At 72.5% G+C, this 26,417-nt stretch carries 26 protein-coding genes; 11 read left to right on the top strand and 15 right to left on the bottom strand.

Annotated features, from left to right (window positions below):
• Window positions 1-234: hypothetical protein (locus tag AC0ZLC_RS26620; RefSeq protein ID WP_476754486.1), on the top strand; the 234-nt coding region annotated here is incomplete at its 5' end.
• Between the two features lie 73 nt (window positions 235-307).
• Here the strand turns inward: AC0ZLC_RS26620 and AC0ZLC_RS26615 are convergent.
• Both AC0ZLC_RS26615 and AC0ZLC_RS26610 read right to left on the bottom strand, forming a co-directional pair.
• Window positions 308-1,063, bottom strand: coding sequence for a decaprenylphospho-beta-D-erythro-pentofuranosid-2-ulose 2-reductase (locus tag AC0ZLC_RS26615; protein WP_476754485.1), 756 nt, complete (start codon window positions 1,061-1,063; stop codon window positions 308-310).
• A gap of 51 nt (window positions 1,064-1,114) precedes the next feature.
• The gene (locus tag AC0ZLC_RS26610) at window positions 1,115-2,488 is read right to left on the bottom strand and encodes an FAD-binding protein (RefSeq protein ID WP_476754484.1); all 1,374 of its coding nucleotides are present in this window, start codon (window positions 2,486-2,488) and stop codon (window positions 1,115-1,117) included.
• Between the two features lie 142 nt (window positions 2,489-2,630).
• On the opposite strand from AC0ZLC_RS26610, the gene AC0ZLC_RS26605 reads away from it, so the two are divergent.
• From AC0ZLC_RS26605 to AC0ZLC_RS26590, 4 genes are all read left to right on the top strand, one after another.
• Complete coding sequence (locus AC0ZLC_RS26605; protein ID WP_476754483.1) at window positions 2,631-3,155, top strand: phosphatase PAP2 family protein; 525 nt, start codon at window positions 2,631-2,633, stop codon at window positions 3,153-3,155.
• Window positions 3,152-4,096 (top strand): decaprenyl-phosphate phosphoribosyltransferase, encoded by a 945-nt coding sequence (locus AC0ZLC_RS26600; protein ID WP_476754482.1) that lies wholly within the window; start codon window positions 3,152-3,154, stop codon window positions 4,094-4,096. The genes AC0ZLC_RS26605 and AC0ZLC_RS26600 overlap by 4 nt, the downstream gene beginning before the upstream one ends.
• A 68-nt stretch (window positions 4,097-4,164) precedes the next feature.
• A complete protein-coding gene (locus AC0ZLC_RS26595; protein WP_476754527.1) occupies window positions 4,165-4,599 on the top strand; it encodes a GtrA family protein in 435 nt (144 codons plus the stop codon).
• A complete protein-coding gene (locus AC0ZLC_RS26590; protein WP_476754481.1) occupies window positions 4,587-5,501 on the top strand; it encodes a YihY/virulence factor BrkB family protein in 915 nt (304 codons plus the stop codon). The genes AC0ZLC_RS26595 and AC0ZLC_RS26590 overlap by 13 nt, the downstream gene beginning before the upstream one ends.
• Here AC0ZLC_RS26590 and AC0ZLC_RS26585 read toward each other — a convergent pair.
• Entirely contained in the window at window positions 5,449-6,750 is a 1,302-nt protein-coding gene (locus AC0ZLC_RS26585; RefSeq protein WP_476754480.1) for a D-alanyl-D-alanine carboxypeptidase family protein, read from the bottom strand. The genes AC0ZLC_RS26590 and AC0ZLC_RS26585 overlap by 53 nt on opposite strands.
• Window positions 6,751-6,841: 91 nt before the next feature.
• Between AC0ZLC_RS26585 and AC0ZLC_RS26580 the strand changes: the two genes are divergently transcribed.
• Window positions 6,842-7,084: an SCO4848 family membrane protein gene (locus tag AC0ZLC_RS26580; protein ID WP_476754479.1), complete on the top strand. Its 243-nt coding sequence runs from the start codon at window positions 6,842-6,844 to the stop codon at window positions 7,082-7,084.
• Window positions 7,085-7,145: 61 nt separating this feature from the next.
• Window positions 7,146-8,741 (top strand): metallophosphoesterase, encoded by a 1,596-nt coding sequence (locus AC0ZLC_RS26575; RefSeq protein WP_476754526.1) that lies wholly within the window; start codon window positions 7,146-7,148, stop codon window positions 8,739-8,741.
• A 2-nt stretch (window positions 8,742-8,743) separates the two neighbouring features.
• Here the strand turns inward: AC0ZLC_RS26575 and AC0ZLC_RS26570 are convergent, their stop codons facing one another.
• Together AC0ZLC_RS26570 and AC0ZLC_RS26565 are read right to left on the bottom strand one after the other, a co-directional pair.
• On the bottom strand, window positions 8,744-10,213 hold the full coding sequence (locus tag AC0ZLC_RS26570) for a sensor histidine kinase (protein WP_476754478.1): 1,470 nt from the start codon (window positions 10,211-10,213) through the stop codon (window positions 8,744-8,746).
• On the bottom strand, window positions 10,210-10,926 hold the full coding sequence (locus AC0ZLC_RS26565) for a response regulator transcription factor (RefSeq protein WP_476754477.1): 717 nt from the start codon (window positions 10,924-10,926) through the stop codon (window positions 10,210-10,212). Before AC0ZLC_RS26565 ends, AC0ZLC_RS26570 begins: the two co-directional genes overlap by 4 nt.
• A 157-nt stretch (window positions 10,927-11,083) precedes the next feature.
• Between AC0ZLC_RS26565 and AC0ZLC_RS26560 the strand changes: the two genes are divergently transcribed.
• Complete coding sequence (locus AC0ZLC_RS26560; RefSeq protein WP_476754525.1) at window positions 11,084-13,495, top strand: MMPL family transporter; 2,412 nt, start codon at window positions 11,084-11,086, stop codon at window positions 13,493-13,495.
• A gap of 118 nt (window positions 13,496-13,613) precedes the next feature.
• Here AC0ZLC_RS26560 and AC0ZLC_RS26555 read toward each other — a convergent pair whose 3' ends face one another.
• From AC0ZLC_RS26555 to AC0ZLC_RS26515, 9 genes are all read right to left on the bottom strand, one after another.
• Window positions 13,614-14,447 (bottom strand): TetR/AcrR family transcriptional regulator, encoded by an 834-nt coding sequence (locus AC0ZLC_RS26555; protein ID WP_476754476.1) that lies wholly within the window; start codon window positions 14,445-14,447, stop codon window positions 13,614-13,616.
• A gap of 11 nt (window positions 14,448-14,458) precedes the next feature.
• Window positions 14,459-14,986 carry a thiol-disulfide oxidoreductase DCC family protein gene (locus AC0ZLC_RS26550; protein ID WP_476754475.1) on the bottom strand — a complete coding sequence of 176 codons (528 nt, stop codon included), beginning with the start codon at window positions 14,984-14,986 and terminating at the stop codon, window positions 14,459-14,461.
• Window positions 14,983-15,390 (bottom strand): hypothetical protein, encoded by a 408-nt coding sequence (locus tag AC0ZLC_RS26545; RefSeq protein WP_476754474.1) that lies wholly within the window; start codon window positions 15,388-15,390, stop codon window positions 14,983-14,985. The genes AC0ZLC_RS26550 and AC0ZLC_RS26545 overlap by 4 nt, the downstream gene beginning before the upstream one ends.
• Window positions 15,391-15,491: 101 nt before the next feature.
• Window positions 15,492-15,908, bottom strand: a complete 417-nt coding sequence (locus tag AC0ZLC_RS26540; protein WP_476754473.1) for a VOC family protein — start codon at window positions 15,906-15,908, stop codon at window positions 15,492-15,494.
• A 147-nt stretch (window positions 15,909-16,055) separates the two neighbouring features.
• A complete protein-coding gene (locus AC0ZLC_RS26535) occupies window positions 16,056-16,835 on the bottom strand; it encodes a succinate dehydrogenase iron-sulfur subunit (protein ID WP_476754472.1) in 780 nt (259 codons plus the stop codon).
• Window positions 16,835-18,589: a succinate dehydrogenase flavoprotein subunit gene (gene sdhA / locus AC0ZLC_RS26530; protein WP_358854359.1), complete on the bottom strand. Its 1,755-nt coding sequence runs from the start codon at window positions 18,587-18,589 to the stop codon at window positions 16,835-16,837. The genes AC0ZLC_RS26535 and sdhA overlap by 1 nt, the downstream gene beginning before the upstream one ends.
• 19 nt (window positions 18,590-18,608) lie before the next feature.
• Window positions 18,609-19,094 carry a succinate dehydrogenase hydrophobic membrane anchor subunit gene (locus AC0ZLC_RS26525; RefSeq protein WP_358854360.1) on the bottom strand — a complete coding sequence of 162 codons (486 nt, stop codon included), beginning with the start codon at window positions 19,092-19,094 and terminating at the stop codon, window positions 18,609-18,611.
• Window positions 19,095-19,099: 5 nt separating this feature from the next.
• Window positions 19,100-19,480 carry a succinate dehydrogenase, cytochrome b556 subunit gene (gene sdhC / locus AC0ZLC_RS26520; protein WP_121405616.1) on the bottom strand — a complete coding sequence of 127 codons (381 nt, stop codon included), beginning with the start codon at window positions 19,478-19,480 and terminating at the stop codon, window positions 19,100-19,102.
• A gap of 148 nt (window positions 19,481-19,628) precedes the next feature.
• Window positions 19,629-20,198 (bottom strand): 2-oxo-4-hydroxy-4-carboxy-5-ureidoimidazoline decarboxylase, encoded by a 570-nt coding sequence (locus AC0ZLC_RS26515; RefSeq protein ID WP_476754524.1) that lies wholly within the window; start codon window positions 20,196-20,198, stop codon window positions 19,629-19,631.
• A gap of 413 nt (window positions 20,199-20,611) precedes the next feature.
• Here AC0ZLC_RS26515 and AC0ZLC_RS26510 point away from each other — a divergent pair, with 413 nt between their 5' ends.
• The 3 genes from AC0ZLC_RS26510 (at window position 20,612) to AC0ZLC_RS26500 (ending at window position 23,574) form a co-directional block, all read left to right on the top strand.
• Window positions 20,612-22,210 carry a family 20 glycosylhydrolase gene (locus tag AC0ZLC_RS26510; protein ID WP_476754523.1) on the top strand — a complete coding sequence of 533 codons (1,599 nt, stop codon included), beginning with the start codon at window positions 20,612-20,614 and terminating at the stop codon, window positions 22,208-22,210.
• Between the two features lie 273 nt (window positions 22,211-22,483).
• Window positions 22,484-23,047, top strand: coding sequence for a hypothetical protein (locus AC0ZLC_RS26505; RefSeq protein ID WP_476754471.1), 564 nt, complete (start codon window positions 22,484-22,486; stop codon window positions 23,045-23,047).
• 131 nt (window positions 23,048-23,178) lie between these two features.
• On the top strand, window positions 23,179-23,574 hold the full coding sequence (locus AC0ZLC_RS26500; RefSeq protein ID WP_476754470.1) for a hypothetical protein: 396 nt from the start codon (window positions 23,179-23,181) through the stop codon (window positions 23,572-23,574).
• A gap of 46 nt (window positions 23,575-23,620) precedes the next feature.
• Here AC0ZLC_RS26500 and AC0ZLC_RS26495 read toward each other — a convergent pair whose 3' ends face one another.
• Window positions 23,621-26,395 carry an FG-GAP-like repeat-containing protein gene (locus AC0ZLC_RS26495; RefSeq protein ID WP_476754469.1) on the bottom strand — a complete coding sequence of 925 codons (2,775 nt, stop codon included), beginning with the start codon at window positions 26,393-26,395 and terminating at the stop codon, window positions 23,621-23,623.
• Between the last annotated feature and the right edge of the window lie 22 nt (window positions 26,396-26,417).

The following is a 26,417-nucleotide window of genomic DNA, read 5'->3' as shown; positions in this document are numbered from 1 at the left end:
GGACGGGGACACGACGCTGCGGGCGCACTGACGACGGGCGTCGCGGTCACGGGCATCCACGCGGGACCCCGCGGACGGGGACACGACGCTGCGGGCGCACTGACGACGGGCGTCGCGGTCACGGGCATCCACGCGGGACCCCGCGGACGGGGACACGACGCTGCGGGCGCACTGACGACGGGCGTCGCGGTCACGGGCACCCACGCGGCGCCCCGCGGACCGGGACGGCGCTGACGGCAGGCGTCGCGGCCGCGGGACCCACGCGGATGCGGCCGGGCCCACCCTCACCCCGGCGAGGGGCAGCCACTCATACCGGCAGCCGCCGGAAGACCGCCCGCGGCACGTGCCGCAGCGCCGCCATCACGAGCCGCAGTGCCCCCGGGACCCACACGGTCTCGGAGCGCCGCCGCAGGCCCGTCTCGACGGCCAGCGCGACCGCCTCGGGCGTGGTCGCCAGCGGCGCCTCGGTCAGTCCGGCCGTCATCCGCGTCCGCACGAACCCGGGGCGCACGACCATCACGTGCACGCCCGTGCCGTACAGCGCGTCGCCCAGGCCCTGGGCGAAGGCGTCCAGTCCCGCCTTGCTCGACCCGTAGATGAAGTTGGACCGCCGGGCCCGCTCCCCGGCGACCGAGGAGAGCACCACGAGCGAGCCGTGTCCCTGGGTCTGCAGGGCCCGCGCGCTCACCAGCCCCGCCGAGACCGCTCCCGTGTAGTTGGTCTGCGCGACGCGCACCGCGGCCGCGGGCTCGTTCTCGTCGCGCGCCTGGTTGCCCAGGACGCCGAAGGCGAGCAGCACCATGTCGATGTCGCCCTCGGCGAAGACCTTGCCGAGCACGGTCTCGTGGGAATCGGGGTCCAGCGCGTCGAAGGGCACGGTGCGGACGTCCGCGCCGAGGTCCCGCAGGTGCGCCGCCGCCCCGTCCAGAGCCGGGGAGGGGCGGGCCGCGAGCCACACGGTGCGGGTACGGCGGGTGATCAGGCGGCGCGCGGTGGCCAGCGCGATCTCCGACGTGCCGCCGAGGATCAGCAGGGACTGCGGGAGGCCGAAGGCGTCCTTCATGAGAGACCACTCCTGGAGCGAGGCGAACGGAAGGGGGGCGCAGTGCGCGGCTCAGAGGCCGAGCCGGCGGGACAGGTCCGAGGTGAAGACGCCGCGCGGGTCCAGTTCCGCGCGCAGCGCCCGGAAGTCCGCCAGCCGCGGATACATCCCGGCCAGCAGCTCGGGCCGCAGCCGGGAGTCCTTCGCCAGGTAGACGCGCCCGTCCGCCCCGGCCACCTCCTCGTCCAGCTCGTCGAGGAAGGCGCCGAGGCCGGGCAGGTTCGCGGGGATGTCCAGGGCGAGGGTCCAGCCGGGCAGGGGGAAGGACAGCCAGCCCGGGTCGCCCTCCCCGAACCGCTTGAGCACGGCGAGGAAGGACGGGCACCGGCGCTCGGAGATGCGCCGCACGATCCGGCGCAGGGCCTCCTCCTTCCCGTGGCCGACGACGAACTGGTACTGCACGAAGCCGCCGCGCCCGTAGACCCGGTTCCAGTGCGGGACGCCGTCGAGGGGGTGGAAGAAGGTGGAGATCTTCTGCAGTTCACCGGTCCGTGCGCGGGGTGCCCTGCGGTACCAGAGCTCGTTGAAGAGGCCCACGGTCGTCCGGCCGAGGAGTCCCTCCGGTACGAAGGAGGGAGCGGCCGGGAGGCGTCCGGGGCGGAACTCCAGGGGGCGTCGGCGGGCCCGGCCGGGCAGGGCGGCCAGCGGCGCGTGGTCGCCGCGGGTGAGCACGGAGCGGCCCAGGGCGGCTCCCCGGGCGAGCAGGTCGATCCAGGCGACCGAGTACCGGTAGCGGTGGTCGGTGGCGGTGAGCCGGGCCATCAGGTCGTCGAGGTCGTCCGCGCGTTCGGTGTCGACCGTCATCAGTGAGGTCTCGACGGGCTGGAGCCTCACGGCCGCCGTGAGGATCACGCCGGTCAGGCCCATGCCGCCGGTGGTGGCGTCGAAGAGGGGCGTGCCGCGGCTCACCGTGCGGATCTCGCCGTCCGCGGTGAGCACTTCGAAGGAGTGGACGTGCCGGGAGAAGGAACCGGACACGTGGTGGTTCTTGCCGTGGACGTCCGCGCCGATCGCGCCGCCGACGGTCACATAGCGGGTGCCGGGCGAGACGGGCACGAACCAGCCGAGCGGGAGCAGGACCTCCATCAGCCGGTGCAGGCTCACCCCCGCGTCGCACAGGACGGTGGCGCTCACCGTGCCGTCGGGGGCCGTCGTCGTCGCGTCGATGGCGTGGACCCGGTCCAGGCCCGTCATGTCCAGCACGGCACCGCCCGCGTTCTGCGCTGCGTCCCCGTAGGCCCGTCCCAGTCCCCGGGCGATCCCGCCGCGCGTCCCGCACTCCCGGACGGCGGCGACCGCCTCCCCGTAGCTGCGTGGGCGGACCAGGCGGGCGGCGGTCGGGGCGGTGCGGCCCCAACCCGTGACGACGACGGTGTCGGAAGGCATGCCCGTGACCGTATCGCCGGTATGGGTGCACAACGCCGTAATCAGAGCGGCCCTCACGGCTCCTCACCGAAATGGGTGATTAATGGGATGTCGTCCAAGATTGCCGTAATTCTGGGACCGGTCCCTAGAAGAGTGAGATCACATGGACGACCTTGACGACCTGGACCGTCGGCTCGACGACATGGACCGTCGGCTGCTGTCGGCTCTCCACGGCTGCGGTACCGATCCGCGCGTTGCGGCCGTCGCGCGCGCCTTGTCCTGGGCCGGGGAGCACGGCGCGCTGTGGCTCGCGGCGGGACTCGCGGGGGCGGCCGCCGACCGGGAGCGGCGCGGCGCCTGGCTGCGCGGCACCGCGCTGACCGCGACCGCGCACCTGACCAGCATGGGCGTGAAACGGCTGGTGCGGCGCCCGCGCCCCGGGCACGTCGAGCCGCTGGTCCGCACCGCGGGCCGGCACTCCTTCCCCAGCTCGCACGCCACGTCGGCGACGGCCGCCGCGGTCGCCTACGGGGCGCTCGGCGCCCGCCTGGTCCCGCCGCTCGCCGCGGCGATGTGCCTCTCCCGGATGGTCGTAGGCGTCCACTACCCCTCCGACGTCGCCGCGGGCGCCGCCCTGGGCGCGCTGACGGCCCGGCTGGGCGCCCGCTGGATGGAGGCGGGGCGATGACCGAGCGCTCGGCGGTCCTGGACGTCCCGAGCACCTCCCCGCGGGCACCCGGGCGTCGCGGCGGCGTCGCCCTCGGCCTGCTCAGGACCGCACGCCCCCGCCAGTGGGTGAAGAACGTCCTGGTGGTGGCCGCGCCGGCCGCCGCGGGCGAGCTCTTCTCCCGCCACGCACTCACTCAGCTCGCGCTCGTGTTCGTGCTGTTCACCGCCAGCGCCGCCGCCGTCTACCTGGTCAACGACGCCCGGGACGCCGCCGCCGACCGCGCCCACCCGGTCAAGCGCCGCCGCCCGGTCGCCGCCGGACAGGTCCCCGTCCCGCTCGCGTACGCCGTCGGAGGGGTCCTCGGCGTCCTCGCCCCGGCCGTCGCCGCATGGCTGTGCTCGCCGCTCACCGCGTTGCTGCTGAGCGCCTACCTCGGCATGCAGCTGGCGTACTGCGTCAGCCTCAAGCACGTCCTGGTCGTCGACCTCGCCGTCGTCACCACCGGCTTCCTGATGCGCGCGATGATCGGCGGGCTGGCCCTCGGCATCCCGCTGTCGCGCTGGTTCCTGATCACCACCGGTTTCGGCGCGCTGTTCATGGTGGCCGCCAAGCGCTACTCCGAAGCCGTGCAGATGGCAGGCAAGGCGGGCGCCACCCGCGCGCTGCTCACCGAGTACACCACCGGTTACCTCCGCTTCGTCTGGCAGCTGGCCGCCGGCGTCGCCGTCCTCGGCTACTGCCTGTGGGCGCTGGAGGAGGGCGGAGTGGCGAGCACCAGCGTGCTGCCCTGGCGGCAGCTGTCGATGGTCGCGTTCATCCTCGCGATCCTGCGGTACGCGGTCTTCGCCGACCGGGGCACGGCGGGCGAACCGGAGGACGTGGTCCTGCGCGACCGCGCACTCGCCCTGATCGCCCTGGTGTGGCTGGCGATGTACGGCCTCGCCGTCGCCAACTGGTGAGCGTCACGGGACAGCCCGCGGCGCACGGAACGGGCGCAGCCGCCGGACCGGCCGTCCCCGCACGGGAGATCCCCCGCGAACGGTCGTTCGCGCGGGAACTGCTCGGCTTCGCCGTCGTCGGGGTCTTCGCCTACGCCGCCGACCTCGGTCTCTTCGTCTGGCTGCGCGGACCCGCCGGCCTCGATCCGCTGACCGCCAAGGCGCTCTCATTCGTGGCCGGCTGCTCGGTGGCGTACGCGGGCAACGCGCTCGGCACCTACCGGCACACGGGGACCCCGGGACTGCGCAAGTACGCCGCCTTCTTCGCGGTGAACATCGCGGGCGCCCTCGTCCAGCTCCTCTGCATCGCCGTCAGCCACTACGGCCTCGGCCTCACCTCGCGGCGTGCGGACACCGTCTCCGGCGCGGGCGTCGGCATGGCACTCGCCACGATCCTGCGCTTTTGGGGCACACGGACATGGGTCTTCCGCAAGGAGGGCAGAGGCGGACCATGGACTGGCTGAAGAAGCTCCCGGGAATCGGCCCGCTCGTCGCGCGGCTGATGCAGACGCACGCGTGGCGGTCGTACGAGCGTCTGGACCGGGTGAAGTGGACGCGGCTCGCGGCGGCGATGACCTTCATCAGCTTCGTGGCGCTCTTCCCGCTGCTCACCGTCTCCGCCGCGGTCACCGCGGCGACGCTCAGCACGAAGCAGCAGCAGGAGATCCAGGACAAGATCGCCGAGCAGATCCCCGGCATCGCCGACCAGCTCGACATCAACGGCCTGGTGCAGAACGCCGGCACGGTCGGAGTCATCGCCGGTGCCGTGCTGCTGTTCACCGGCATCGGGTGGGTCGGCTCGATGCGGGAGTGCCTGCGCGCCGTCTGGGAGCTGGACGACGCGGAGGAGAACCCGATCCTGCGCAAGCTGAAGGACGGCGGGGTGCTCGTCGGCCTGGGCGGCGCCGTCCTCGCCACGATCGCGGCGTCCACCCTCGCCTCGGCCCTGGTCGGCTGGACGGCAGGCCGGCTCGGCCTCGACGAGGGCGGCTGGGGCAGCGTCCTGCTGCACGTCGCCGCGTTCCTCGTCGCCGTCCTCGCCGACTTCCTGCTCCTGCTGTACGTCCTGACCCTGCTGCCCGGCGTCGAACCGACCCGGCGCCGGCTGGTGGTGGCCGCGTTGATCGGCGCCGTCGGGTTCGAACTGCTGAAACTGCTGCTCAGCGGCTACATCCAGGGCGTCGCCTCGAAGAGCATGTACGGCGCTTTCGGGGTGCCCGTCGCACTGCTCCTGTGGATCAACTTCACCTCGAAGCTCGTGCTGTTCTGCGCCGCGTGGACGGCGACGCCGAGCAGCGCGGAGCACGAGGAGCTCAGCGACGCGTCCGGCGGCGCACCAGATCCGGTACCGGCCACCGGCGGTTGACCAGGAACACCGCGCCCGCGAGGAGCACCAGCAGCCCGCCCGTCACGGCCAGCGCGGTCGCCATACCGCTCGCGCCGTCCTTGCCGGCGGAGGAGGCCGCCACCGGCTTCGTGGAGGCGTTGCTCTCGGGGGTGCCGGACGCGTTCGCCCCCGGCTGGGCAGTGGCCTCCGCGTTCTTCGGCGCGACCAGTTCGCCCACCGGCTCGACCTTGCCGGCCGCCTTGAAGCCCCAGTCGAAGAGGCGCGCGGTCTCCTTGTAGACCTCGTTGTGCTCGTCCTTCTTCGGGTTCAGGACGGTGACCAGCAGCACCCTGCCGTCGCGCTCCGCGACACCCGTGAAGGTGGCGCCCGCGTTGCTCGTGTTGCCGTTCTTGACCCCCGCGATGCCCTGGTACGGCGCGATGTCGCTGTCGCCGGCCAGCAGCCGGTTGGTGTTCTGGATCTCGAAGGACTCGCGGGACGTCCTGCCCTTCCTGTTCTTCGTCGTCGCGCCGGGGAACGACGCCCGCACCGTCGAGCAGTACTCCCGGAAGTCCTTCTTCTGCAGCCCCGACCGGGCGATCAGCGTCAGGTCGTACGCCGACGACACCTGGCCCTTCTCGTCGTAGCCGTCGGGGCTCACCACGTGGGTGTCCAGGGCCTGGAGCTCCTCGGCGTGCGCCTGCATGTCGGCCACCGTCCGTTCCACGCCGTCGTTCATCGCGGACAGGACGTGCACGGCGTCGTTGCCGGAGCGCAGGAAGACGCCGAGCCACAGGTCGTGGACCGAGTACGTCTCGCCCTCCTTTATCCCGACCATGCTGGAGCCCGAGCCGATGCCCGCCAGGTCGGAGGCCTCGACCCGGTGCTTCCGCGTCTTCGGGAACTTCGGCAGCACGGTGTCCGCGAACAGCATCTTCAGGGTGCTCGCCGGGGGCAGTCTCCAGTGCGCGTTGTGAGAGGCCAGGACGGCACCCGACTCGGCGTCGGCGACGATCCAGGAGCGCGCGGTCACGTCCTTGGGCAGTACCGGGGCGCCGCTGCCGAGGTTCACCTGCGTCCCGGCCCGCCCGAGGCGGACACCGCCCACGGTCGACATGCCCGCCGGGGGCGCGTCCGCGGGTTCGGTGGACGTGGAGGCGGCCGGCGTCGCCTTCGGGGTCGCGTCGGCGAAGGCGGGCGCCGCGAGGGAGAGGGACAGCGAGAACGACAACAGGGTGGCGGAAGCGACCGGCAGGCGATACCTGGCGGTCCGTTTCGAGACGGGCACGGTCGAGAAAGTACAGGGCCGCGCACCGGAAGTCCCGCCGCCCTCCCCACCCCGGCCACGGTGTCCGCCGGCCGGCGACGATACTGAACTCATGAAGCTCAGCCGCCCCGTCTCCTGGTTCCTGCTCGCCTTCGGGGTGTGGAGCTGGGTCATCTGGATCACTTTCGTCAAGAACCTTGTCAAGGACGGCAGCGGGCTCGCCTTCGACGACGCGGGCGACCCCACGGCGTACTTCTGGGTGCACCTGACTCTGGCCGTCGTCTCCTTTGTTCTGGGGACGATCGTCGGGGCCATCGGGTTGCGCGGTCTGCGCGCATCGCGCCGCACGCCGTAGCCGACCGGCGGGCGAGTCGTTCGAACACATCGGATCTGCGAACCGCGGGGGTTGCTGCGTGATGGTCGTCGTCCTGGTGCTGATCGGGCTGGTGGTACTGGCCGCGTTCGGCGCGTTGCACTGGTACGTGTGGCGCCGCCTGGTGCGCGACACCACGCGCGGTCCCGGGGCCGCCCGCCGCGCCGGCACGGCGGTGTTCGTCGCCGGCCCGGTCCTGATGTTCGCCGCGGTGGCCGCCGAGCGGGGCGGGGCCCCCTTCCCGCTCCAGCGGGCGCTGGCCTGGCCGGGGTTCCTGTGGATGGCCCTGTCGATGTACCTCCTGCTGGCGCTGGCCGCGGGCGAACCGGTCCGGCCGCTGCTGCGCCGGGCGACGCAGCGGCGGGCGGCCCCCGGCGGGGGCCCCGCCGAGGAGGCGGACGCCGGGGATGCGTCCGGCGCCGGGGGTCCGGCCCTCGCCGGGAGGCCGCGGGCCGGCCGCACCGGTCCTGCCGGGACCGGCGCCGGTACGGGCTCCGCGGCCGGGCGGCCCGGCGAGCCCGCGGCCGTCGGGCGCTCGGGCTCCGGCCGTAGCGGCCTTCCCGGTGCCGGTGCCGGCGTGGAGCCGACTGTCTCGGAGGCCCTGGACGCCGGCGTGGACGCGCGGCCCGGCGCGACCGGGGTGGCACGCGCCCCCGGTGCCGGTGCCGGTGCCGGTGCCGGTGCCGGTGTGGAGCCGGCTGTCGCGGAGGGCCCGGACGCCGGCGCGGACGCGCGGCCCGGTGCCGCCGGGGCGGCGTGCGAGGGCGGCGGTGTGCCCGGTGGCGCCGGCGTGGGTACCGCGGCGCGCGGCGCCCCCTCCCGGCGGCTGTTCGTCTCACGGGTCGTGGGCGGCGCCGCGGCCGCCGTCGCCGTGGGGACCGTCGGATACGGGACGTACGGCGTCCTGCGCGGGCCCGCGGTCAAGCGGGTCACCGTGCCGCTGGCCAGGCTGCCGCGCGCCGCGCACGGGTTCCGGATCGCCGTGGTCAGCGACATCCACCTCGGGCCCGTCCTCGGCCGGGACTTCTGCGCCCGGGTCGTCGACACGATCAACGCCACGCAGCCCGACCTCATCGCCGTCGTCGGCGACCTGGTCGACGGCAGCGTCAAGGACCTCGGACCGGCCGCCGCACCGCTGGCCCGGCTCAGCGCGCGCCACGGCGCCTACTTCGTCACCGGCAACCACGAGTACTTCTCCGGAGCCGAGGAGTGGGTCCGCGAGGTACGGGAACTGGGCCTGCACCCGCTGGAGAACGCCCGGACGGAGCTGGCCGGATTCGACCTCGCGGGCGTCAACGACGTGCAGGGCGAGAGCGAGGGCCAGGGGCCCGACTTCGGCAAGGCGCTCGGGGACCGGGACCCGGCACGCGCGTGCGTGCTCCTCGCCCACCAGCCGGTCCAGATCCACGAGGCCGTCGAGCACGGCGTCGACCTCCAGCTCTCCGGCCACACGCACGGCGGCCAGCTCTGGCCCGGCAACCTCGTCGCCGAACTGGCCAACCCGACGGTCGCGGGTCTCGAACGGTACGGCGACACCCAGCTCTACGTCTCCCGGGGCGCGGGCGCCTGGGGACCGCCGGTCCGCGTGGGTGCCCCCTCCGACATCACGGTCGTGGAGCTGGCGTCGAAGCGGGCGTGAGGTCAGCCGCCCGCCGGCTCCCGGTCCGGCCGGGGCCCGTGGGAGCACGTCGGCAGCGTCACCGTCACGGCCAGCCCCTCGCCGGGTGCCGTGCGCACCGCCACCTCCCCGCCGTGGGCCGCCACCACGCCCTGCACGATGGCCATCCCGAGGCCGCTGCCCCCGTTGCCGCCCGCGCGGAAGAAGCGGTCGAAGACGCGCGCCGCGTCGTCGTCCGCGAGCCCCGGCCCCCGGTCCGCGACACACACGCGCACGACCCCGTCCGAACGCTCCAGCCCGATCCGCACCGGCACGTCGGCGGGCGTATGGGTCCGCACGTTGCCCACGAGGTTGCCGAGCACCTGGCGCAGCCCCGACTCGTCGGCGTGCACCAGGATCTTTCCCTCGGCGCCCACGGTCACCGGCCGGTCCGGCTGCTGGGCCCGCAGATCCTCGGCCGCGTCCCGCACCAGGGCGCTCAGGTCCACGTTCCTGAACCGCAGCTCGGGACTCTGGTCCAGGCGGGCCAGCGTCAGGAGTTCGTCCACCAGGCGGCTCATGCGGTCGGCCTCCGCGTTCACCCGCTCCCAGGCCCGGGCGCGTTCCTCGGGGGCGCGCAGCATCCCCTTGTCGTACAGCTGGAGATAGCCGCGGATCGCCGACAGCGGCGTGCGCAGTTCGTGCGAGGCGTCCCCGACGAAACGGCGCAGCTGGGCCGCGCTGCGCTCCCGCGTCCGGTGGGCCGACTCGACCTGGTGGAGCATGGAGTTGAGGGCGAGCCGCAGCTGTTCGACCTCCTGCGTCGGATGGTGGCTGGAGGGCACGCGCCGTGTCAGGTCCCCCTCGGCGATCGCCGTCGAGGTCTCCACCATGGCCTCCAGCGGCCGCGTCCGGCGGCTCACGCTGATCATCGTCAGGGCGGCGAGCAGCGCCAAGAGCAGCGTCCCGACGGCCACATCGAGCTTGAGGGCCTTCTCGACGCCTTTGTGCAGTCCGTCGGTGGAGGTGGCGAACAGGACGTACGAGCCGTCGGCCAGCCGCGCCCCCGTGGCCCGGTAGGCGGCGCCGTGCACGGTGACGTCGCGCGGCTCGGCGTCGGCCGCGAGGGCACGCGGATCGTCCACGGCGGCGGCCAGTTCGCGCTGGCCGGCGGTGGGGGAAAAACCACCGAGGGCGACGGCCTCGCCCCGGCGGTCCACCGCCGTGAAGATCGCGTCCGGGTCCGGCGAGTCGTCGGTGGGCAGGAGAAGCCGGTCCCGGACGATCGCGAGCGCGGTCAGCGACTCGATCTGCCGCAGCGTGAGCTGCGAAACGCCCAGCGAGGAACGCGTCTTGACCAGCTCGGCGTCGACCTGGTCGAGCAGATAGTGCCGCATGCCCATCAGGCTCACGGCGGTGGCGATGACGATGCCGAGGGCGAGGAGTGCCACGTTCGCCAGGGTGAGCTTGCCGCGCAGCGAGTGGATCCCGTGCCGCGGGCGCCAGAACCTCATGCGAGCCCGTATCCGACACCCCGCCGCGTGGTGATCACGGGCGCCCCCAGGGTGTCGAGCTTGCGCCGCAGATAGCTGATGTAGGTCTCCACGACCGTCGACTCGGCGGGTGTGTGCTCGTACTGCCAGACGTGCCGCAGGAGTTGTTCCTTCGGCACGATCCGGCCGCCGTTGCGGACCAGGAAGCGCAGCAGCGCGTACTCGGTCGGGGTCAGCTCGACGGAGCGGCCCGCGCGGTGGACGCAGTACGTCGACTCGTCCAGCTCCAGGTCGCCATAGCGCAGCGGCGGGCGCTGCGGCAGCACGTCCGCGGGGCGCGTCCGGCGCAGTACGGCCGTGATCCGGGCGATCACCTCGTCGATGTTGAACGGCTTGGTGATGTAGTCGTCGCCGAAACCGAGCGCACCGACGATCTCGGCGGGCGCGTCGCGGGCGGTGAGGAAGACGAGAGCCAGGTCCGGTCGCCGGGAGCGCAGTTCACGGCCGAGGGCACGGCCGTCGCCGTCCGGCAGCATCACGTCGAGGAGCGCCGCGTCGGGCCTGGTGCGCTCGGCGAGGGACAGTGCCTCGCGGACGGTGCCCGCCGTCATCACCGCGAACCGGTGGTAGCGCAGGGCGATCGCCAGCACGTCCGCGATGCTCGGCTCGTCCTCGACGACGAGGACGGTCGCGCCCTCGCCGCCCCCGGCGGACGCTCCCTCGTGACCGGTCATGCCCCCAGTATCCGCGCGCGACACGGCAGTTGGGGCGGCTCCCGCTTTGGAGTTCCCTGAGAGTCCCGGGTGTGCCGTGTCGCCCGGCGCGCATTCGACGGGATCCTGGGGTTCAGGACCCGGGGGACCCGATGAAGGAGCGTAGAGCGTGACGACATTGGCACGGTGGTGCTACCGGCACCGGCTGGTGGTCCTGTTGCTGTGGGTGGGGGCCCTGTTCGGTCTCGGTGCCGCGGGTTCGGCCGCGGGGACCGACTACTCGAACGTCTTCTCCCTCCCGGACACGGACTCCAAGCGCGCGTACGACCTGATGGAGAAGGCCTTCCCGCAGAGCTCGGGCGACACCGACACGGTGGTCTGGAAGGTCGACGACGGCACCGTGCGGGACGCGTCCGTACGGTCTCGGATCGGGCCCGCCCTCGAGGAGATCGGGAGGATGAAGGGCGTCGGCCAGGTCACCGGCCCGTACGCAGGCTCCCGGGGTGCGGCGCAGATCAGCGAGGACGGGAAGATCGCCTACGCCCAGATCACCTTCGAGGAACAGGCGAACGCCGTACCGAAGGAACTGGTGCAGGACGTCGTCGACCGCGCCCAGGACGCCGAACGGGACGGTCTGCGGGTCGAGTTGGGCGGGCAGGCGATCACCCGGATCCAGGAGCCGCCGACCGGCTTCGCCGAGGTCGTCGGAATCGCGGCCGCCGCCGTGGTCCTCTTCCTCGCCTTCGGCGCCCTCTTCGCGATGCTGCTGCCGATCGTCATCGCGATCGCGGGCGTCGGCACCGGACTCATGTCGACGACCCTGCTCAGCCATGTCACCGACGTACCCGAGGTCGCCTCGCTGCTCGGCTCGCTGATCGGCCTCGGCGTCGGCATCGACTACGCGCTGTTCATCGTCACCCGGCACCGGCGCGGCATCCTGCGCGGCGCCGCCCCCGAGGACGCGGCGGTCACCGCCCTCAACACCTCGGGCCGCGCGGTCCTGTTCGCGGGCGGCACGGTGTGCATCGCCCTGGCCGGCATGCTCGTGATGAACATGCGCTTCCTGGACGGTGTCGTCATCGCGACCTCGCTGACGGTCATCCTGAGCGTGCTCGCGGCCGTCACCCTGCTGCCCGCGCTGCTCGGGCTGCTGGGCATGAAGGTCCTCAGCCGGCGCCAGCGGCGCCGGCTGGCCGAGAAGGGACCGGAGTCGGAGCAGGCGAGCGGTCTCGCGGCGCGCTGGTCGGCGTACGTCCAGCGGCGCCCGCGCTCCACCGCCCTGGCGGCGGTGGTCGTGATGGCCGCGCTGGCGATCCCCGTGCTGTCGCTGCGCCTGGGCACCAGCGACCAGGGCAACCAGCCGACGTCGACGACGACCCGCCAGGCCTACGACCTGCTCGCCGAGGGCTTCGGGCCCGGCTTCAACGGGCCGCTCCAGGTCGTCGTGGAGCGCGGCGACGCGTCCGGCCTGGTGTCGGCCATCGAGGCGGTGGACGGGGTCGAGCAGGTGGCCGCGGCGCCGCCCGCGCACGGCATCACCGTCATCCAGGTCGTCCCGAGCACGTCACCGCAGTCCGAGGAGACGGACGAGCTCATCGACGAGCTGCGCGACGAGGTGATCCCCGAGTCCGGCACGAAGGCGTACGTCGGCGGCGTGACCGCGGTCTTCAAGGACTTCGCGGCCGTGACGGGGGACCGGCTCCCGTACTTCGTCGCGACGATCATCGCGCTCGGCTTCCTGCTGCTGCTCGTCGCCTTCCGCTCCCTCGTCGTCCCGCTGACGGCGGCCCTGATGAACCTGATCGCGGCCGCCGCATCCTTCGGTGTCCTGGTCGCGGTCTTCCAGTGGGGCTGGGGCGTGGAGGCCGTCGGCTTCGGCAAGGAGGGCCCGATCACGTCCTTCCTGCCGGTGATCATGCTCTCGCTCCTGTTCGGCCTCTCGATGGACTACCAGGTGTTCCTGGTCAGCCGGATGCACGAGGAGTGGGTGCACACCAAGGACAACGCGCGCGCGGTCCGGGTCGGCCTCGCCGAGACCAGCAGGGTCATCAACTGCGCCGCTCTGATCATGATCTGCGTGTTCTCCGCCTTCGTGCTGAGCGGTGACACGGAGGGCGCGATGGCGGGCATCGGGCTGGCGGCCGCGGTCGCCCTGGACGCCTTCATCCTGCGTACGGCGCTGGTGCCGGCCGCCATGCATCTGCTCGGGCGCTCGAACTGGTGGCTGCCGGCCGGTATCGACAAGCGGCTGCCGCATCTGGCGGTCGAGCCGCGGGAGGAGGCGGGACCCGCCGGGCCGGCCGCCGGGGGAGCGGCGACGGTCGTCCACGGCCTGGTCCGCGACGCCGACGGCCGGCCCGTCGACGGCGCCGTCCTCACCCTGCTCTCCAAGGGCGGGCGCCGGCTGGACCAGGTGCACTCGCTGGCCGACGGCTCCTACATCGTCTCGGTGCCGGCCCCGGGCACGTATCTGCTGGCGGCCACGGCCGGTTCGTACGGGTCCCGCGCCCGGCACGTGGTGGTCACCGACGAGCCGCTCGTGCACGACGTGGAGCTGGCCTCGTCGGACGAGGTGGACGCCGTGAACTAGGGCCTGTCGTTTGGATCAGACCCCGCGACGCCGGCCTGATCCAAACGACAGGCACCAGCCCGCCGAGGCCCCGCCGGGGACGCGGAAGCCGCGTGTCCGTCCCCGGTGGGGCGCCGCCTCACTCCGTCAGAGGCTCGCCCGCGGGTTCCGCCGTCCGCCCCCTGGCCGCCGGGTCCGGCAGCACCCTGGTCATGCCCGGCAGGAAGTCCGTGAACAGCTCGTGCACCTCGTGGACGAGCGGCCGCAGCACCCGGAAACGGGCCAGCGAGACACCCCGCGTGGTGAGCCGGGCCCCGCGCTCGGCGAGGCGGTAGCTGCGCTCTCGGCCCTCCGTGCGGTCGAACACCCAGTACAGGACGAGCCCCATCTGGGACAGCCACATCAGCTCCGGCAGCACCTCCCGCAGCTCCTCCGGGACCTTCGCCCTCGAACCGGCGAGCACCTGCCGGTGCATGGCGATGGCCGCCTCGCGCGGGCCCTGCGACTCGGGCGAGAAGGGGCTGAGCGGGCTGTCCGGGTCGGCCGCGTTCTTGAAGAACTGCGCCGCGAACTCGTGGTAGGGCTCCGCCACGTCCAGCCACGCCGTCAGCACTCCGGCGATCCGCGCCTCCAAGTCCTTCTCCCGCTCCAAGACGGGCCGCACCGCCACCTGGTGCTCGACCCCGATCCGGTCGTAGAAGCCCTGGATCAGGTGCTCCTTGCCGGCGAAGTAGTAGTAGGCGTTGCCGACGGAGACCCCGGCCTCCTTGGCGATGGCCCGCATGGTCGTCTTGTCGTACCCCCGCTCCTGGAAGAGGCGCAGGGCCGTCTCCAGGATCAGGGCGCGGGTCTGCTCGCTCTTGGCCGGGCTCCGGTCGGCGCCCGCGGCGGAGCTCCGCCCGTCGCTCTCGGCGGGGCCGGGGCCGGGGGCGGGCGCCGCGTCGGGTCCGGGGCTGTCGTTCGGTGCTGGCACGGGAACAGAGCCTAACGAGTGGCGCGGGCACCGCTGTCACAGGCGGGCGGGGCGTAGACCCAGCCGGCCCGCGGGTCGTAGGTCCACCCGTCGCCGCCGTAGTACGCGCGGCCGCCCCAGCCGTCGGCTCCGGACCGGTGCGTCCGGCGCCACTTCGCGGCGGCCAGCATCGCTCCCCTGGCGAGACGGGCCCCGGCCGGGGTGCTCAGCCGGTGGGCGAGCGGCCGGTGCTCGCGCAGTGCCCACAGGCAGACGATCCAGGCCGCGGAGCCGCGGTAGACCTGTCCCGAGTCCCCGACGACGGTGATCTCCTCGAGGGTGCCCCGGTGGTCGAGCCCGGGGAAGCGGCGCCGTGCCTCCTTGGATCCCGCCGGGACCAGCCGCAGCGGCACCAGCTGCGGCTGCCTCACCAGCCAGTCGCGCAGGAACGCGCACAGCGGGCACCGGGCGTCGTACAGGACCGTGAGCCCGCGGACCGGGACGCGCGAGGCGTCCCGGTCCCGGCCGGCGGCGGTGGCCGTCGGGTTCACCGCGCTCACATCCCGGCCGAGGGAGCGACCCACTCCTGCGGCGCGACGGGCGGCACCTGCTCCCGCTCCATGACGCCCCGCCGCCGGATCCTGTTCAGCACGAACACGTTCCCCAGATGCATGACCCCGAGGACCAGCAGCACCACGCCGAGCTTGGTCGACAGGGCCTCGAAGACCCCGCGTGCGTCGGCGATCTCGTCGTCCTGGTTCAGGTAGAGCGCGACGAAGCCGAGGTTGACCAGATAGAAGCCGACCACTAGGAGGTGGTTGACCGCTTCGGCGAGCTTCTCGTTCCCGTGCAGCACGTCGGCGAGGAAGATCCGCCCGTTGTGGCTGAGCGTGCGCGCCACCCAGATGGTCAGCGCGATGCTGACCAGCAGGTAGATGACGTACGCGACGACTGTGAGATCCATGTCCCCACCCCTTGTTGAACACGTTCAAAACGTTGTCGTGACCGACTGTAGACCTGGTTTTGAACATGTTCAAGTCAGGGTGGGGTCGCCGCCGCTCCGGGCTACGGCTGTGCGGTGCGCGCGAGTTCGGGGCGCTTGCCGTAGTCCGTGAAGCCGATGACGTTGCCCCATGGATCGGCGATCTCCACGGTCCAGCCGGTCGCCCCGGGGAAGGGCGCGTCCAGGGGCTGGATGCCGGCCGCGGCGAGCGCGTCGGCCGCGGCCCGCGCGTCCCGCACCTCCAGCCACACCCGTGGTGTGGCCCACGGCGGCTGGCGGTGACTCAGCTCCTCGTCCAGGCGCAGCAGCAGGCCGGGCGTCTCCTTGCCCACCTTCAGCAGGGCGATCCCGGCCTCGTCGAGCCGGAAGGCCACGGGGAACCCGGCGCGCCCGTAGAAGCCCACCGCCTCGTCCAGGTTGCCGACGGGCAGCAGTACATTGTCGAAACCGAGCAGCTCGTACGACTCGTCATCTGACATGTCGTCAGGCTAAAACGTCATCCGTATTTCCCCCGGCAACCCGACCCGCCCGTCACCGGCATGGCGCAGGGCCCGACGGCACGGGCGGGGCACGGCGAAGGCCCCGCTCCCAGAAAGGGAACGGGGCCTTCGGCCCGGCCTCGAAGGTCAGATGCGGCGCGTGATCAGCGCGCGCTTGACTTCCTGGATGGCCTTGGTGACCTCGATACCGCGCGGGCAGGCGTCCGTGCAGTTGAACGTCGTGCGGCAGCGCCACACGCCGTCCTTGTCGTTGAGGATCTCCAGGCGCTGCTCGCCCGCCTCGTCACGCGAGTCGAAGATGAAGCGGTGCGCGTTGACGATGGCGGCCGGACCGAAGTACTGGCCGTCGTTCCAGAACACCGGGCACGACGACGTGCACGCGGCGCACAGGATGCACTTCGTCGTGTCGTCGAACCGCTCGCGGTCCTCGGCGGACTGCAGACGCTCGCGCGTCGGCTCGTTCGTGTCCTTCGTGATGAGGAAGGGCATCACGTCGCGGTACGCCTGGAAGAACGGGTCCATGTCGACCACGAGGTCCTTCAGCACCGTCAGGCCCTTTATGGCCTCGACCGTGATCGGCTTCCCGGGGTTGATGTCCTTGATCAGCGTCTTGCAGGCGAGGCGGTTCTTGCCGTTGATCCGCATGGCGTCCGAGCCGCAGATGCCGTGCGCGCAGGACCGGCGGAACGTCAGCGTGCCGTCGAGGTCCCACTTGATCTTGTGGAGGGCGTCGAGGACACGCTCCTTCGGGTCGATCTCCAGCTGGAAGTCTTCCCAGGTCGCCTCGGCCGAGATCTCCGGGTTGTACCGGCGGATGCGGAAGGTGGCGGTGATGTAGGGGGAGTCGGCGAAGCCCGCCTCGGGCTGGCCGGCGCTGTCCGCCTTGTCGAGGGTCGGGGTAGCCATCAGTACTTACGCTCCATCGGCTGGTAGCGGGTCTGGACGACCGGCTTGTAGTCGAGACGGATGGACTCGGTGCCGTCGTCGCCGACCTCGCGGTACGCCATGGTGTGGCGCATGAAGTTGACGTCGTCGCGGTTCGGGTAGTCCTCGCGGTAGTGGCCGCCGCGGGACTCCTTGCGGGCGAGCGCGGAGACGGCCATGACCTCGGCCAGGTCGAGCAGGTTGCCCAGCTCGACCGCCTCGAGGAGGTCCGTGTTGTACCGCTTGCCCTTGTCCTGGATCGACACGTTCCGGTAGCGCTCGCGCAGCTCGGCGATCTTCTCGACCGCGGTCTTGATCGTCTGCTCCGTGCGGAACACCATCACGTTGGCGTCCATGCACTCCTGGAGCTCCCGGCGGATGTCGGAGACCCGCTCGTTGCCCGTGGAGCCGCGCAGCCGCTCCACCTGGGCGGCGACCAGCGACGCCGGGTCCTCGGGCAGCTCGACGTAGTCGGCCGTGGCCGAGTACTCGGCGGCGGCGATACCGGCCCGCTTGCCGAAGACGTTGATGTCGAGCAGCGAGTTGGTGCCCAGGCGGTTGGCGCCGTGCACCGACACGCAGGCGACCTCACCGGCGGCGTACAGACCCGGGACGACCGTGGTGTTGTCCGCGAGGACCTCACCCCGGACGTTGGTCGGGATGCCGCCCATGGCGTAGTGCGCGGTGGGCTGGATCGGGATCGGGTCCGTGTAGGGCTCGATGCCGAGGTACGTACGGGCGAACTCCGTGATGTCCGGGAGCTTGGCGTCGAGCTGCTCCGGCGGCAGGTGCGTGAGGTCGAGGTAGACGTGGTCGCCCTCGGGACCGCAGCCGCGGCCCTCACGGATCTCCGTGTAGATGGAGCGCGAGACGACGTCACGGGACGCGAGGTCCTTCATGACCGGCGCGTACTTCTCCATGAAGCGCTCGCCGTCCTTGTTGCGGAGGATGCCGCCCTCACCGCGGGCGCCCTCCGTCAGCAGGATGCCCATGCGCCAGATGCCGGTCGGGTGGAACTGGAAGAACTCCATGTCCTCCAGCGGCAGCCCGCGGCGGTACACGGCGGCCTGGCCGTCACCGGTCAGGGTGTGCGCGTTGGACGTCACCTTGAAGAACTTGCCGGTGCCGCCGGACGCGTAGATCACGGCCTTCGCCTGGAAGACGTGGATCTCGCCGGTCGCCAGCTCGTACGCGACCACGCCCGCCGAGCGCTTGACGCCGTCGACCTCGGTGATCAGCTGGTCGAGGACGTAGAACTCGTTGTAGAACTCCACGCCCTCCTTGACGCAGTTCTGGTACAGCGTCTGGAGGATCATGTGGCCGGTGCGGTCCGCGGCGTAGCAGGACCGGCGGACCGGGGCCTCGCCGTGGTTGCGCGAGTGACCGCCGAAGCGGCGCTGGTCGATGGTGCCGTCCGGGGTGCGGTTGAACGGCAGGCCCATCTTCTCCAGGTCGAGGACGGAGTCGATGGCCTCCTTCGCCAGGATCTCGGCGGCGTCCTGGTCGACCAGGTAGTCACCGCCCTTGACCGTGTCGAAGGTGTGCCACTCCCAGTTGTCCTCCTCCACGTTCGCCAGCGCGGCGGCCATGCCGCCCTGCGCGGCGCCCGTGTGGGAGCGGGTCGGGTAGAGCTTCGTCAGGACGGCGGTGCGGCTGCGCTTCGTCGCCTCGATGGCGGCGCGCATGCCGGCGCCGCCGGCGCCGACGATGACGGTGTCGTACTTGTGGATCTTCATGATTCTCGCAGCCCCGTGCCTAGCGGATGTTCGGGTCGAAGGTGAAGATCACCAGCGTGCCCAGCAGGATGGTGAACACCGTGGCGGTGTAGAGCAGGCCCTTGAGCCACAGCCGGGACGTCGTGCGCTCGGCGTAGTCGTTGATGACCGTGCGCAGGCCGTTGGCGCCGTGCAGCATGGCGAGCCACAGCATGGCCAGGTCCCAGGCCTGCCACCAGGGGGACGCCCAGCGGCCCGCCACGAAGGCGAAGCCGATCTTGGAGACGCCGCCGTCGAGGACGAGCTGGATGAGCAGGTGGCCGAGGACCAGGACGACCAGGACGATGCCGGACAGGCGCATGAAGAGCCAGCCGTACATCTCGAAGTTGCCGCGGGTCGACTTCGGGGTCTTCCTGGTCCGCTTGCGCGGGGCCTCGATGAGGGGAGCCGGGTTGTCGACGCCGTACAGCGAAGCACCCGCGCCCTCGACGGGGCCGATACCGGAGGTGGTGGTCTCAGTGGACATCGGCGTCAGCTCCCGAATACTTCGCGGAATGCGTGACCGAGGACCGGGTACAGAGCCCCGGCCATCAGCACGACCCAGATACCGACGACGGACCAGAGCATCTGCTTCTGGTAGCGCGGGCCCTTCGACCAGAAGTCGACGGCGATGACACGCAGGCCGTTCAGCGCGTGGAAGAGGATGGCGGCCACGAGGCCGTACTCCAGCAGCGCGACGATCGGGGTCTTGTACGTGGACACGACCTTGTCGTAGTCCTCGGGGGAGACACGGACGAGAGCGGTGTCCAGGACGTGTACGAACAGGAAGAAGAAGATGAGGACGCCGGTGACTCGATGAGCCACCCAGGACCACATTCCTTCCCGGCCGCGGTACAGCGTTCCAGCCGGCACGGAAGAACCCTCCGGGAGCGGGGATTGGGGCCGCGCCGGCTTCTGTGTCGGACGGGCCCGGCCGGGTACGGTCCACCGGCCCCGGCCATCGTAGCGACGAGTTGTCGGAACGCTTACAGCGGGCCCGTCTGTGTGATCAAACAGGCAATCAAACAGGCACGTACGGGCTATCGGGTCGCCCCGAACCGGCTGTTTCCGGGCATACGGTGCCCGCGCCGGGGCCCTCTTCGAACAGATGCACAAGGCGCGTGATCCGGCCACGGGCGAGTCGCCTGAGCTCCTCGGCCGCCAGGACGCGCTCCTCCTCGGGGTCGTTGGCGAGCCGGGAGCGGAACCCGGCGAGCACCCGGTCGAGGGCCTCGTCCGGGGCGAGGTCGTCCAGACAGATCACGAAGATGTGCCCGAAGCGGCTCTCGTACGCGGCGTGGGCGGCGCCGAGCGCGGTGTGCGCGGCGGAGTACGCGCCTTTTGGGAGTGCCGTGAGGGACTCCCCGGCCAGCGCCTCGGCGAGGTCGGCGGGCGTCAGGTCGTACGCCGCCTCGTCGGCCGCGGCGAGCAGCGCGCCCAGGTCGGGGTAGGGGCGGTGCTCGGTGAGCCGTCTGGCCCAGCGCACGCTGCGGCAGCAGGTGAGGAGCGCGTGCTCGACGGTGCCGGCGGGCGCCGCGTTGAACCGCTCCGGGCGGGCCGGGGAGGGGACCGCGCCCTTCTGCTCCGGCAGGGTGACCGGGCCGGGGAGACGTGGGAGACGGTGCGAAGGCAGCGTGGGTCCTCGGCGGTGGGATCCGGTGGCGCCCTGGTGGGGACGTCACACGTGGTTCGGCGGGGGTGACGGAAGTGCTGCCACGGTATCGATGCCGGTCAGGACCTGTCCGGGCGATGCCCGAATTTCACCCGCACGAGAAAGTTTCAGCACATCGAGTGGACGGTGGGGAGGCGGAGACGTTGGCTTGGGTTCACCGTGGAGGAGTAGCAGAAGGTGTACGAGTGAGCCGTACGGGGTGCACGAGGAAAGGCGTAGGAGGCGGTGGGTGACGTGGAGTGGACCGTGGTGGCCGAGGCGTGGGGCGTGACGCGGTGAGCGGGAGCGGGCGGCGGGCCCACGGCCGGCCCCGGACGAGCCGGACGGCCCCCCTGGGCAGAAACGGCGCGCTGGCCGCCGCGGGCGTGCTGGTGGCGGGCGCCACCGCGGCGACCGTCGCCTTCTGGCCGTCCGGCGAGGGCCGGCCTGCGGGGGCGGCGGCCCCCACCGAGAGCGGCTCGGTGTCCCCGGCCGCGACCTCCCCCTCCCCGTCCCGCTCCTACGCCCTGTCGCAGACCCCCCGCACGATCCCCGCCGTCCGCGAGCACACCCCCGCCCGCGGTCCCGGCTGGCGCCCGGCGGCGAGCGGACGCGTGGTGGTGGACGACGGCGGCCTCGAGGACGAGGGACGGCTGCTCGCCGGGGAACTCGAGCTGTCGTACGCGGGCGGGACCAAGCCCCGGTCCGGCGACGTCCAGCTGAGCCTGAACGCCGCGGGCGACAAGGGCGCCAACCCGGAGTCGTACACGCTGACCGTGAAGAACGGGCAGGTCACCGTGGCCGCGCCCACCGAGACCGGAGTCTTCTACGGCACCCGCACCCTCAAGCAGGAGGTGCACGGCGGCGGTACGGCTCCCGAGGGCGTGGTGCGCGACGAGCCCGCGAAGCCGGTGCGCGGATTCATGCTCGACACGGCCCGCAAGCACTTCACGGCGCGCTGGATCGAGGACCGGATCCGCGAACTCGGCGACCTCAAGTACAACCAGCTGGGCCTGCACTTCTCCGACGACCAGGGCTTCCGCATCGAGTCGGACTCGCATCCGGAGATCGTGTCGAAGGAGCACCTCACCAAGGCCGAGGTCCGCGGCATCCTGGCGCTGGCGGCGAGCCGCCACATCACCGTCGTCCCCGAGATCGACTCGCCAGGACACCTGGGCGCGGTGATCGCCGCCCACCCCGGCCTCCAGCTGCGCAACGCGCAGGGCACGGCCATCCGCGGCGCGGTCGACATCTCCGAGCAGGCGTCCGCGGACATCGTCGACGACCTGCTGAACGAGTACGCCGGCCTCTTCCCCGGCGCCTACTGGCACCTCGGCGCCGACGAGTACCAGGCCCTGACGGTGTCCGACCCGGCGGCCTCCTTCCCGCAGCTCGCCACCGCCGCCGCGAACACCTTCGGATCCGGCGCGGGCATCGCCGACCTGGCGACCGGCTGGCTGAACGACCGCGCCGAGCTGATGCGCGGGCACGACCGGACCGTGCGCGCCTGGAACGACGGCATCTTCCGCGGCGGCAAGGTCCAGGCGGACGACGACATCCAGGTCGCGTACTGGACCGGCAAGGAGATCGGCGCGCGGCCGCCGGCCGAGTACCTGAGCGAAGGCCGGAAGGTGATCAACTACAACGACGAGTTCCTCTACTACGTGCTCGGCGAGCCGCAGACCTTCGTCTACCCGACGGGCAAGCGCATCTACGAGCAGTGGACCCCGCTCGTCCTGCGCGGCACCTCACCGGTGCCCGCCAAGTACGACGACCAGATCCTCGGCGGGACCTTCGCCGTCTGGTGCGACCTGTCGCAGTCGCAGACGCAGGAACAGGTGGCGGCCGGGATCCGGCTGCCGCTCGCGGCCATGGTCCAGAAGACGTGGGACCCCGGCAGGCCGCCGCTGTCCTGGGCGGACTTCCAGAAGCTGGCGGACGGGCTGCGCTGAAGGGGAGCTGACGGAGAGCAGACTCGGGCACTTCCCGGACCGCCGGTGGTGAACCCGTGGATCCCGCGCGGAGCACGGTGAACATACCCGGGTCCCGACCCCGGCTCCGGCCACGGCCCCTTGGCCGAAAACCTCCTCATCCGGTTGCCCGGTCCGACCCGCGCGGTGCCGCTGTGACACTCCCGGGCCGTCGCACGCAGTAAGGGGAAATGCGGGCTCCGTGAGACACAGGCGCCCTGTCGAGGGACTTCGACGGATTTCGAGGAGGCGTTGATGAGCCTGGTGGACCTGGTCGCTCAGGCCGACGAGCGGGGCCTGGCCGCGAGCGGACTGGCTTGTTTGGATCGCTGCGTGCCGCTGCTGGGCGGTGACGACGAGATCCTGCGCCCGCTCTGGGCGAGCCTCGTGGACGGTGAGGCGTGGGAGGAGCGGCTGGCCGGGGTCCGCGCGAAGCTGGACTCCGTCGTGCCGGAAGGCGGTCCCGCCGACGAGGACGAGGCCGCCCTGCTCACCCGCCGCATGCTCGACGCCGTACCCGCGGCGCCCTCCGGCACCGCCCTGCGCGAGTGGGCCGACGCCTGCTCGGAGGCGGCCCTCCAGGTCCACCGGCTCCTGGACGCCGCGGACGACGGCCCCTCCCCGGTGTCGGCCCGCCGTGAGGGCCGCACGGACGGCATGTCACCGCTGGTCGCGGCCGAGCTGAGACGCCAGATCACCGTCCTGGAACTCCTCGCGGACCACGGCGCGGGCGGACTGCGGCCCGCCCTCGACGCGTCGACGGAAGGGCGGCGCGTGCTGCGCGCGGTGGTGTCCCGGCGAGCCCGCGGCCGGGTGTAAACGCCGATCGGCGCAAGGGTCCTGTGACCGTCCCGGGGCGGACGTGGGGACGGTGGGGCGGTCCTGCGCCGGTGTCGCCGCGACCGCCCGGACGGAGTGACGAATCCCGCCGCGTACGCGCTCTTGGGAGTGTGACAGCACAGCAGGCAACCAGGCCCTCAGCCGCCACGAAGCCCGTGCGATGGGCGGCGGACGCGGTCGCGGCGATGCGTGAAGGCGCACGGCTGCGGCTCGACTACTCGGCGCAGAGCCTCTGGCGCGTCGACCGGATGATCGAGGAGATACGACGGGACGGGGCGCCGTACGCCGCCGTGCAGAGCGTGCTGCGCGGATTCGGCGCGTACGCGGGTGAGGTCCTCGTCCGGGAGAGCGGCGCGGAGTGGTGGGAGAGCGGCGGCGACCACTGGGTCCGCACCCCCGACGGGCGGCTGTGGGACCCGGTCGACGAGGCCCGGCGCTGCTACGCGGGGGACGGCTCGCTGCGGCTGCTGTGCCGGGACGCGACAGCGCGGCCGGGACCCCGGTAGGACGGGGCCCCGGCCGCGGGGGCTGCCGGGCGGTGACGCCGCGGCGCTACGGCGTGAGCACCTGGCCCAGTCGTGCCGCCGTCGCCGTGCCCAGCTGGGTCAGCCCGTAGTACGCGGACCGGGCCGGTGCGGCGGACCCGCCGGGGACCGGCACGTACAGCAGGGTGCCGTTGCCGGTGTCCTCGCCCTCGGCGCCGACGGTCAGGTCGGCGTAGCCGTCGCCGGTGACGTCGGTCAGCGAGAGCGCGGAGCCCAGCTTGTCGTCGGTCTCCGTGGAACCGGGGACGCCTTCGGTGTCCTGCGAGACGGCCAGCGACCCGGTGCCGGTCAGGCCCGTGGAGGTGCCCTTGAGCAGCCACACCGAGCCCGCGTTGGACCGGTTCGCGCCGTCCCGGGTGACGTCCTCGTTCGGGGCGCCGGTGAGGACGTCCGCGTAGCCGTCGGCGTCGGCGTCGCCCACCGAGACCGAGGTGCCGAAGGCGTCGCCCGACTCGGAGGCGCCCTCCACCCCGGTGGTGGACTGGTGGACCGTCGTCAGTCCGGTGCCGGTGAAACCGGTGGACGTGCCGGGGACCACCGTGACCTGGCCGCCGGAGTTGCCGCCGGACTCGCCCGCGTAGGGCTGGCCGACGACGATGTCGTCGTAGCCGTTGCCGTTCACGTCGCCGGCGGCGACGGAGCGGCCGCCCTTGACGGTGAGCGTGGACACCTTCGACAGGCCGAGCGTCCTGGAGCCCTTGAACCAGGTGACCTTGCCGGCGCCGGACGCGTCACGGTAGTTGAGGGCGACGTCCGCGTAGCCGTCCCGGTTGAAGTCGCCGGAGGCCGCGTCGGCGTAGGCGAGGGCGCCGCTGACGGTGGTGATGTCGCCGGCGACCTCGTGGCCGTCGCCGAAGCGGGCCGCCCAGTTGCCGCCGGTGCCGGTGGCCGCCGTGAAGACGTCCGCCTTGCCGTCGGCGTTGAAGTCGCCGACCGCGACCGTCGCGCCGAACCTGGCGCCGTTCGGGTTGTAGTCGTCGCCCAGCGCCATGGTGTCGGCGCCCGTGTCGAACGCGGGCCCGTACAGGATCGTCACCGCGCCGCGGTCCGTGTGCGTGGTGTCGTCCTCACCGGGCGCACCGACCGCGAGGTCCGCGACCCCGTCGCCGTTGATGTCGCCCCAGGCGGTCGCGGACCCCCACAGGTCGCCGGACTCGGCGGCGCCGGGGACACCGGCACTGCCCTGGTTGAGCTTCCGCTTCGAGGCGGCGACGGGCCCGCCGGTACCGCCGGGCACCAGCGTGAGCCAGCCGCTGCCCTGCTTGGGCGTGGCGGCGACCAGGTCGCTGACGCCGTCGCCGGTGTAGTCGGCCGTGGGCGCCGCGGAGTTCCGGCCGGCGCTGGAGGCGTACCGGCGGATCTCGGCGAGCTTGCCGTAGAGGTTCTTTCCGGGGGACGTGGTCGTCTCGACGTCCTTGTGGCCCGCGACGGTCTTCAGCGTGACCCGGGTGCCTGCCGCGTACTTGCCGGTGTCGGCGTCGGCGGTCAGCGTGACGGAGCCGCTCGGGTCGCCGTCGTACTGGCCGAGCTTCCAGGCGGCGAGGCGCGCCACCGACTCCACGGCGGCCCGGGAAGGCTTGCCCGCGGGCTTCACCGGCGTGGCGGCCGCATCGCCCTCGAAGTCGCCGAGGACGGCGACGCCCGTCGACCGGCCGTTGAAGCCGTAGGTGTGCTCGCCGCGCACCGGCAGGTCGATGCCGCCCGCGCGGCCCTCGAAGATCCGGCCGCACTTGTCGACGAGGAAGTTGTAGCCGAGGTCGTTTCGCTTGCCGACCTGGATGTCGTAGGCCATGAGGCCGCGCACCAGGGACGCCGACTGGGCGCAGCTGTAGTCGTTCGTGCCGCCCGTGTGGTGGACGAAGACCGCGTCGATCCCGTCGATGTACTCCGGCGCGTCCGCCACCGCCGACTCGTTCGCGCCCCACTTGGCGCGCGGGACGACGGGCGGCTGGACGACGGTGGAGGCGAGCGGGGACGGGGCGGGGGACGGGGTCGTGGCCGGTGACGCGGAGGCGGTGGCCGGTGCGGCGGCGGATTCGGACGTGGTGGCCGACGCGGACGCGCTCGCGGGGGCGGACGGTGCGGCGGAGTCCGTCGGCGACGCGGAGGCGGGGTCGGTCGGGTTCTCGGCGAAGGCGGCGTTGTCCAGCGTGCCGGTGTTGACCGTGCCGGTGGTCCCGCTCGCCCGGTCCGTCCCGGCGGCGGTTGCGTCGCCGGTCGCGGCGCTCACGGCCTCGGCGGCGGTCACGCCCGGGTCCACCAGGTTGACCTGGAGCCCCTTGGGCAGCCCGGCGCGCGAGGAGCCGTCGGCGGCGACGATCCGGGCCTGGACCCCGTCGCTCGCGCCGACCCACAGCGGCCGGGACGTGCCGCGCGCGTCCTTCGCTCCCGGCTCGGCGCCGTCGACGGGACGGAAGCCGACGTCGAGGCTCTGCCAGCCGCTCCACTTCCCGGTCTCGCTGCTGCGGGTGCGCACCTGAGCGGTTCCGTCGAGCTCGGCGGTGGCGCCGGTCCACGAGACACCGACCAGCGAGAAGGGGTCGGTGCCGGTCCTCGGCAGCTCGCGCGCCCCGGCTCCGCCGTTCTTCGGTGTGAGGCCGTGCACCGCCACGGGACGCTTGCCGCGCGCGGCGTCCGCGGCCGGGCCGCCGCTCGGGTTCGCGACGGCGTACGACACGACCCCCGCTCCACCCAGTACGACGGCGCCGAGCGTCAGCCACGTCCTCCGCTTCAGGCTCAGCGGCTTGTACGCATGGGTCTTACGGCGACTCAAATGCCCCACCCCTAGAAGAACTTCACAAAAA

This window comes from Streptomyces sp. GLSS-08 (assembly GCF_056387915.1).
Note: the sequence above shows the minus strand (reverse complement) of the source record. Positions and strands in the feature narration are given on the sequence as shown.

Coding starts and splice junctions, on each gene's coding strand:
- AC0ZLC_RS26615 (WP_476754485.1), bottom strand. CDS start 1,063: ATGAAGGACGCCTTCGGCCTCCCGCAGTCCCTGCTGATCCTCGGCGGC.
- AC0ZLC_RS26610 (WP_476754484.1), bottom strand. CDS start 2,488: ATGCCTTCCGACACCGTCGTCGTCACGGGTTGGGGCCGCACCGCCCCG.
- AC0ZLC_RS26605 (WP_476754483.1), top strand. CDS start 2,631: ATGGACGACCTTGACGACCTGGACCGTCGGCTCGACGACATGGACCGT.
- AC0ZLC_RS26600 (WP_476754482.1), top strand. CDS start 3,152: ATGACCGAGCGCTCGGCGGTCCTGGACGTCCCGAGCACCTCCCCGCGG.
- AC0ZLC_RS26590 (WP_476754481.1), top strand. CDS start 4,587: ATGGACTGGCTGAAGAAGCTCCCGGGAATCGGCCCGCTCGTCGCGCGG.
- AC0ZLC_RS26580 (WP_476754479.1), top strand. CDS start 6,842: ATGAAGCTCAGCCGCCCCGTCTCCTGGTTCCTGCTCGCCTTCGGGGTG.
- AC0ZLC_RS26575 (WP_476754526.1), top strand. CDS start 7,146: ATGGTCGTCGTCCTGGTGCTGATCGGGCTGGTGGTACTGGCCGCGTTC.
- AC0ZLC_RS26570 (WP_476754478.1), bottom strand. CDS start 10,213: ATGAGGTTCTGGCGCCCGCGGCACGGGATCCACTCGCTGCGCGGCAAG.
- AC0ZLC_RS26565 (WP_476754477.1), bottom strand. CDS start 10,926: ATGACCGGTCACGAGGGAGCGTCCGCCGGGGGCGGCGAGGGCGCGACC.
- AC0ZLC_RS26545 (WP_476754474.1), bottom strand. CDS start 15,390: ATGGATCTCACAGTCGTCGCGTACGTCATCTACCTGCTGGTCAGCATC.
- AC0ZLC_RS26540 (WP_476754473.1), bottom strand. CDS start 15,908: ATGTCAGATGACGAGTCGTACGAGCTGCTCGGTTTCGACAATGTACTG.
- AC0ZLC_RS26535 (WP_476754472.1), bottom strand. CDS start 16,835: ATGGCTACCCCGACCCTCGACAAGGCGGACAGCGCCGGCCAGCCCGAG.
- sdhA (WP_358854359.1), bottom strand. CDS start 18,589: ATGAAGATCCACAAGTACGACACCGTCATCGTCGGCGCCGGCGGCGCC.
- AC0ZLC_RS26525 (WP_358854360.1), bottom strand. CDS start 19,094: ATGTCCACTGAGACCACCACCTCCGGTATCGGCCCCGTCGAGGGCGCG.
- AC0ZLC_RS26505 (WP_476754471.1), top strand. CDS start 22,484: ATGAGCCTGGTGGACCTGGTCGCTCAGGCCGACGAGCGGGGCCTGGCC.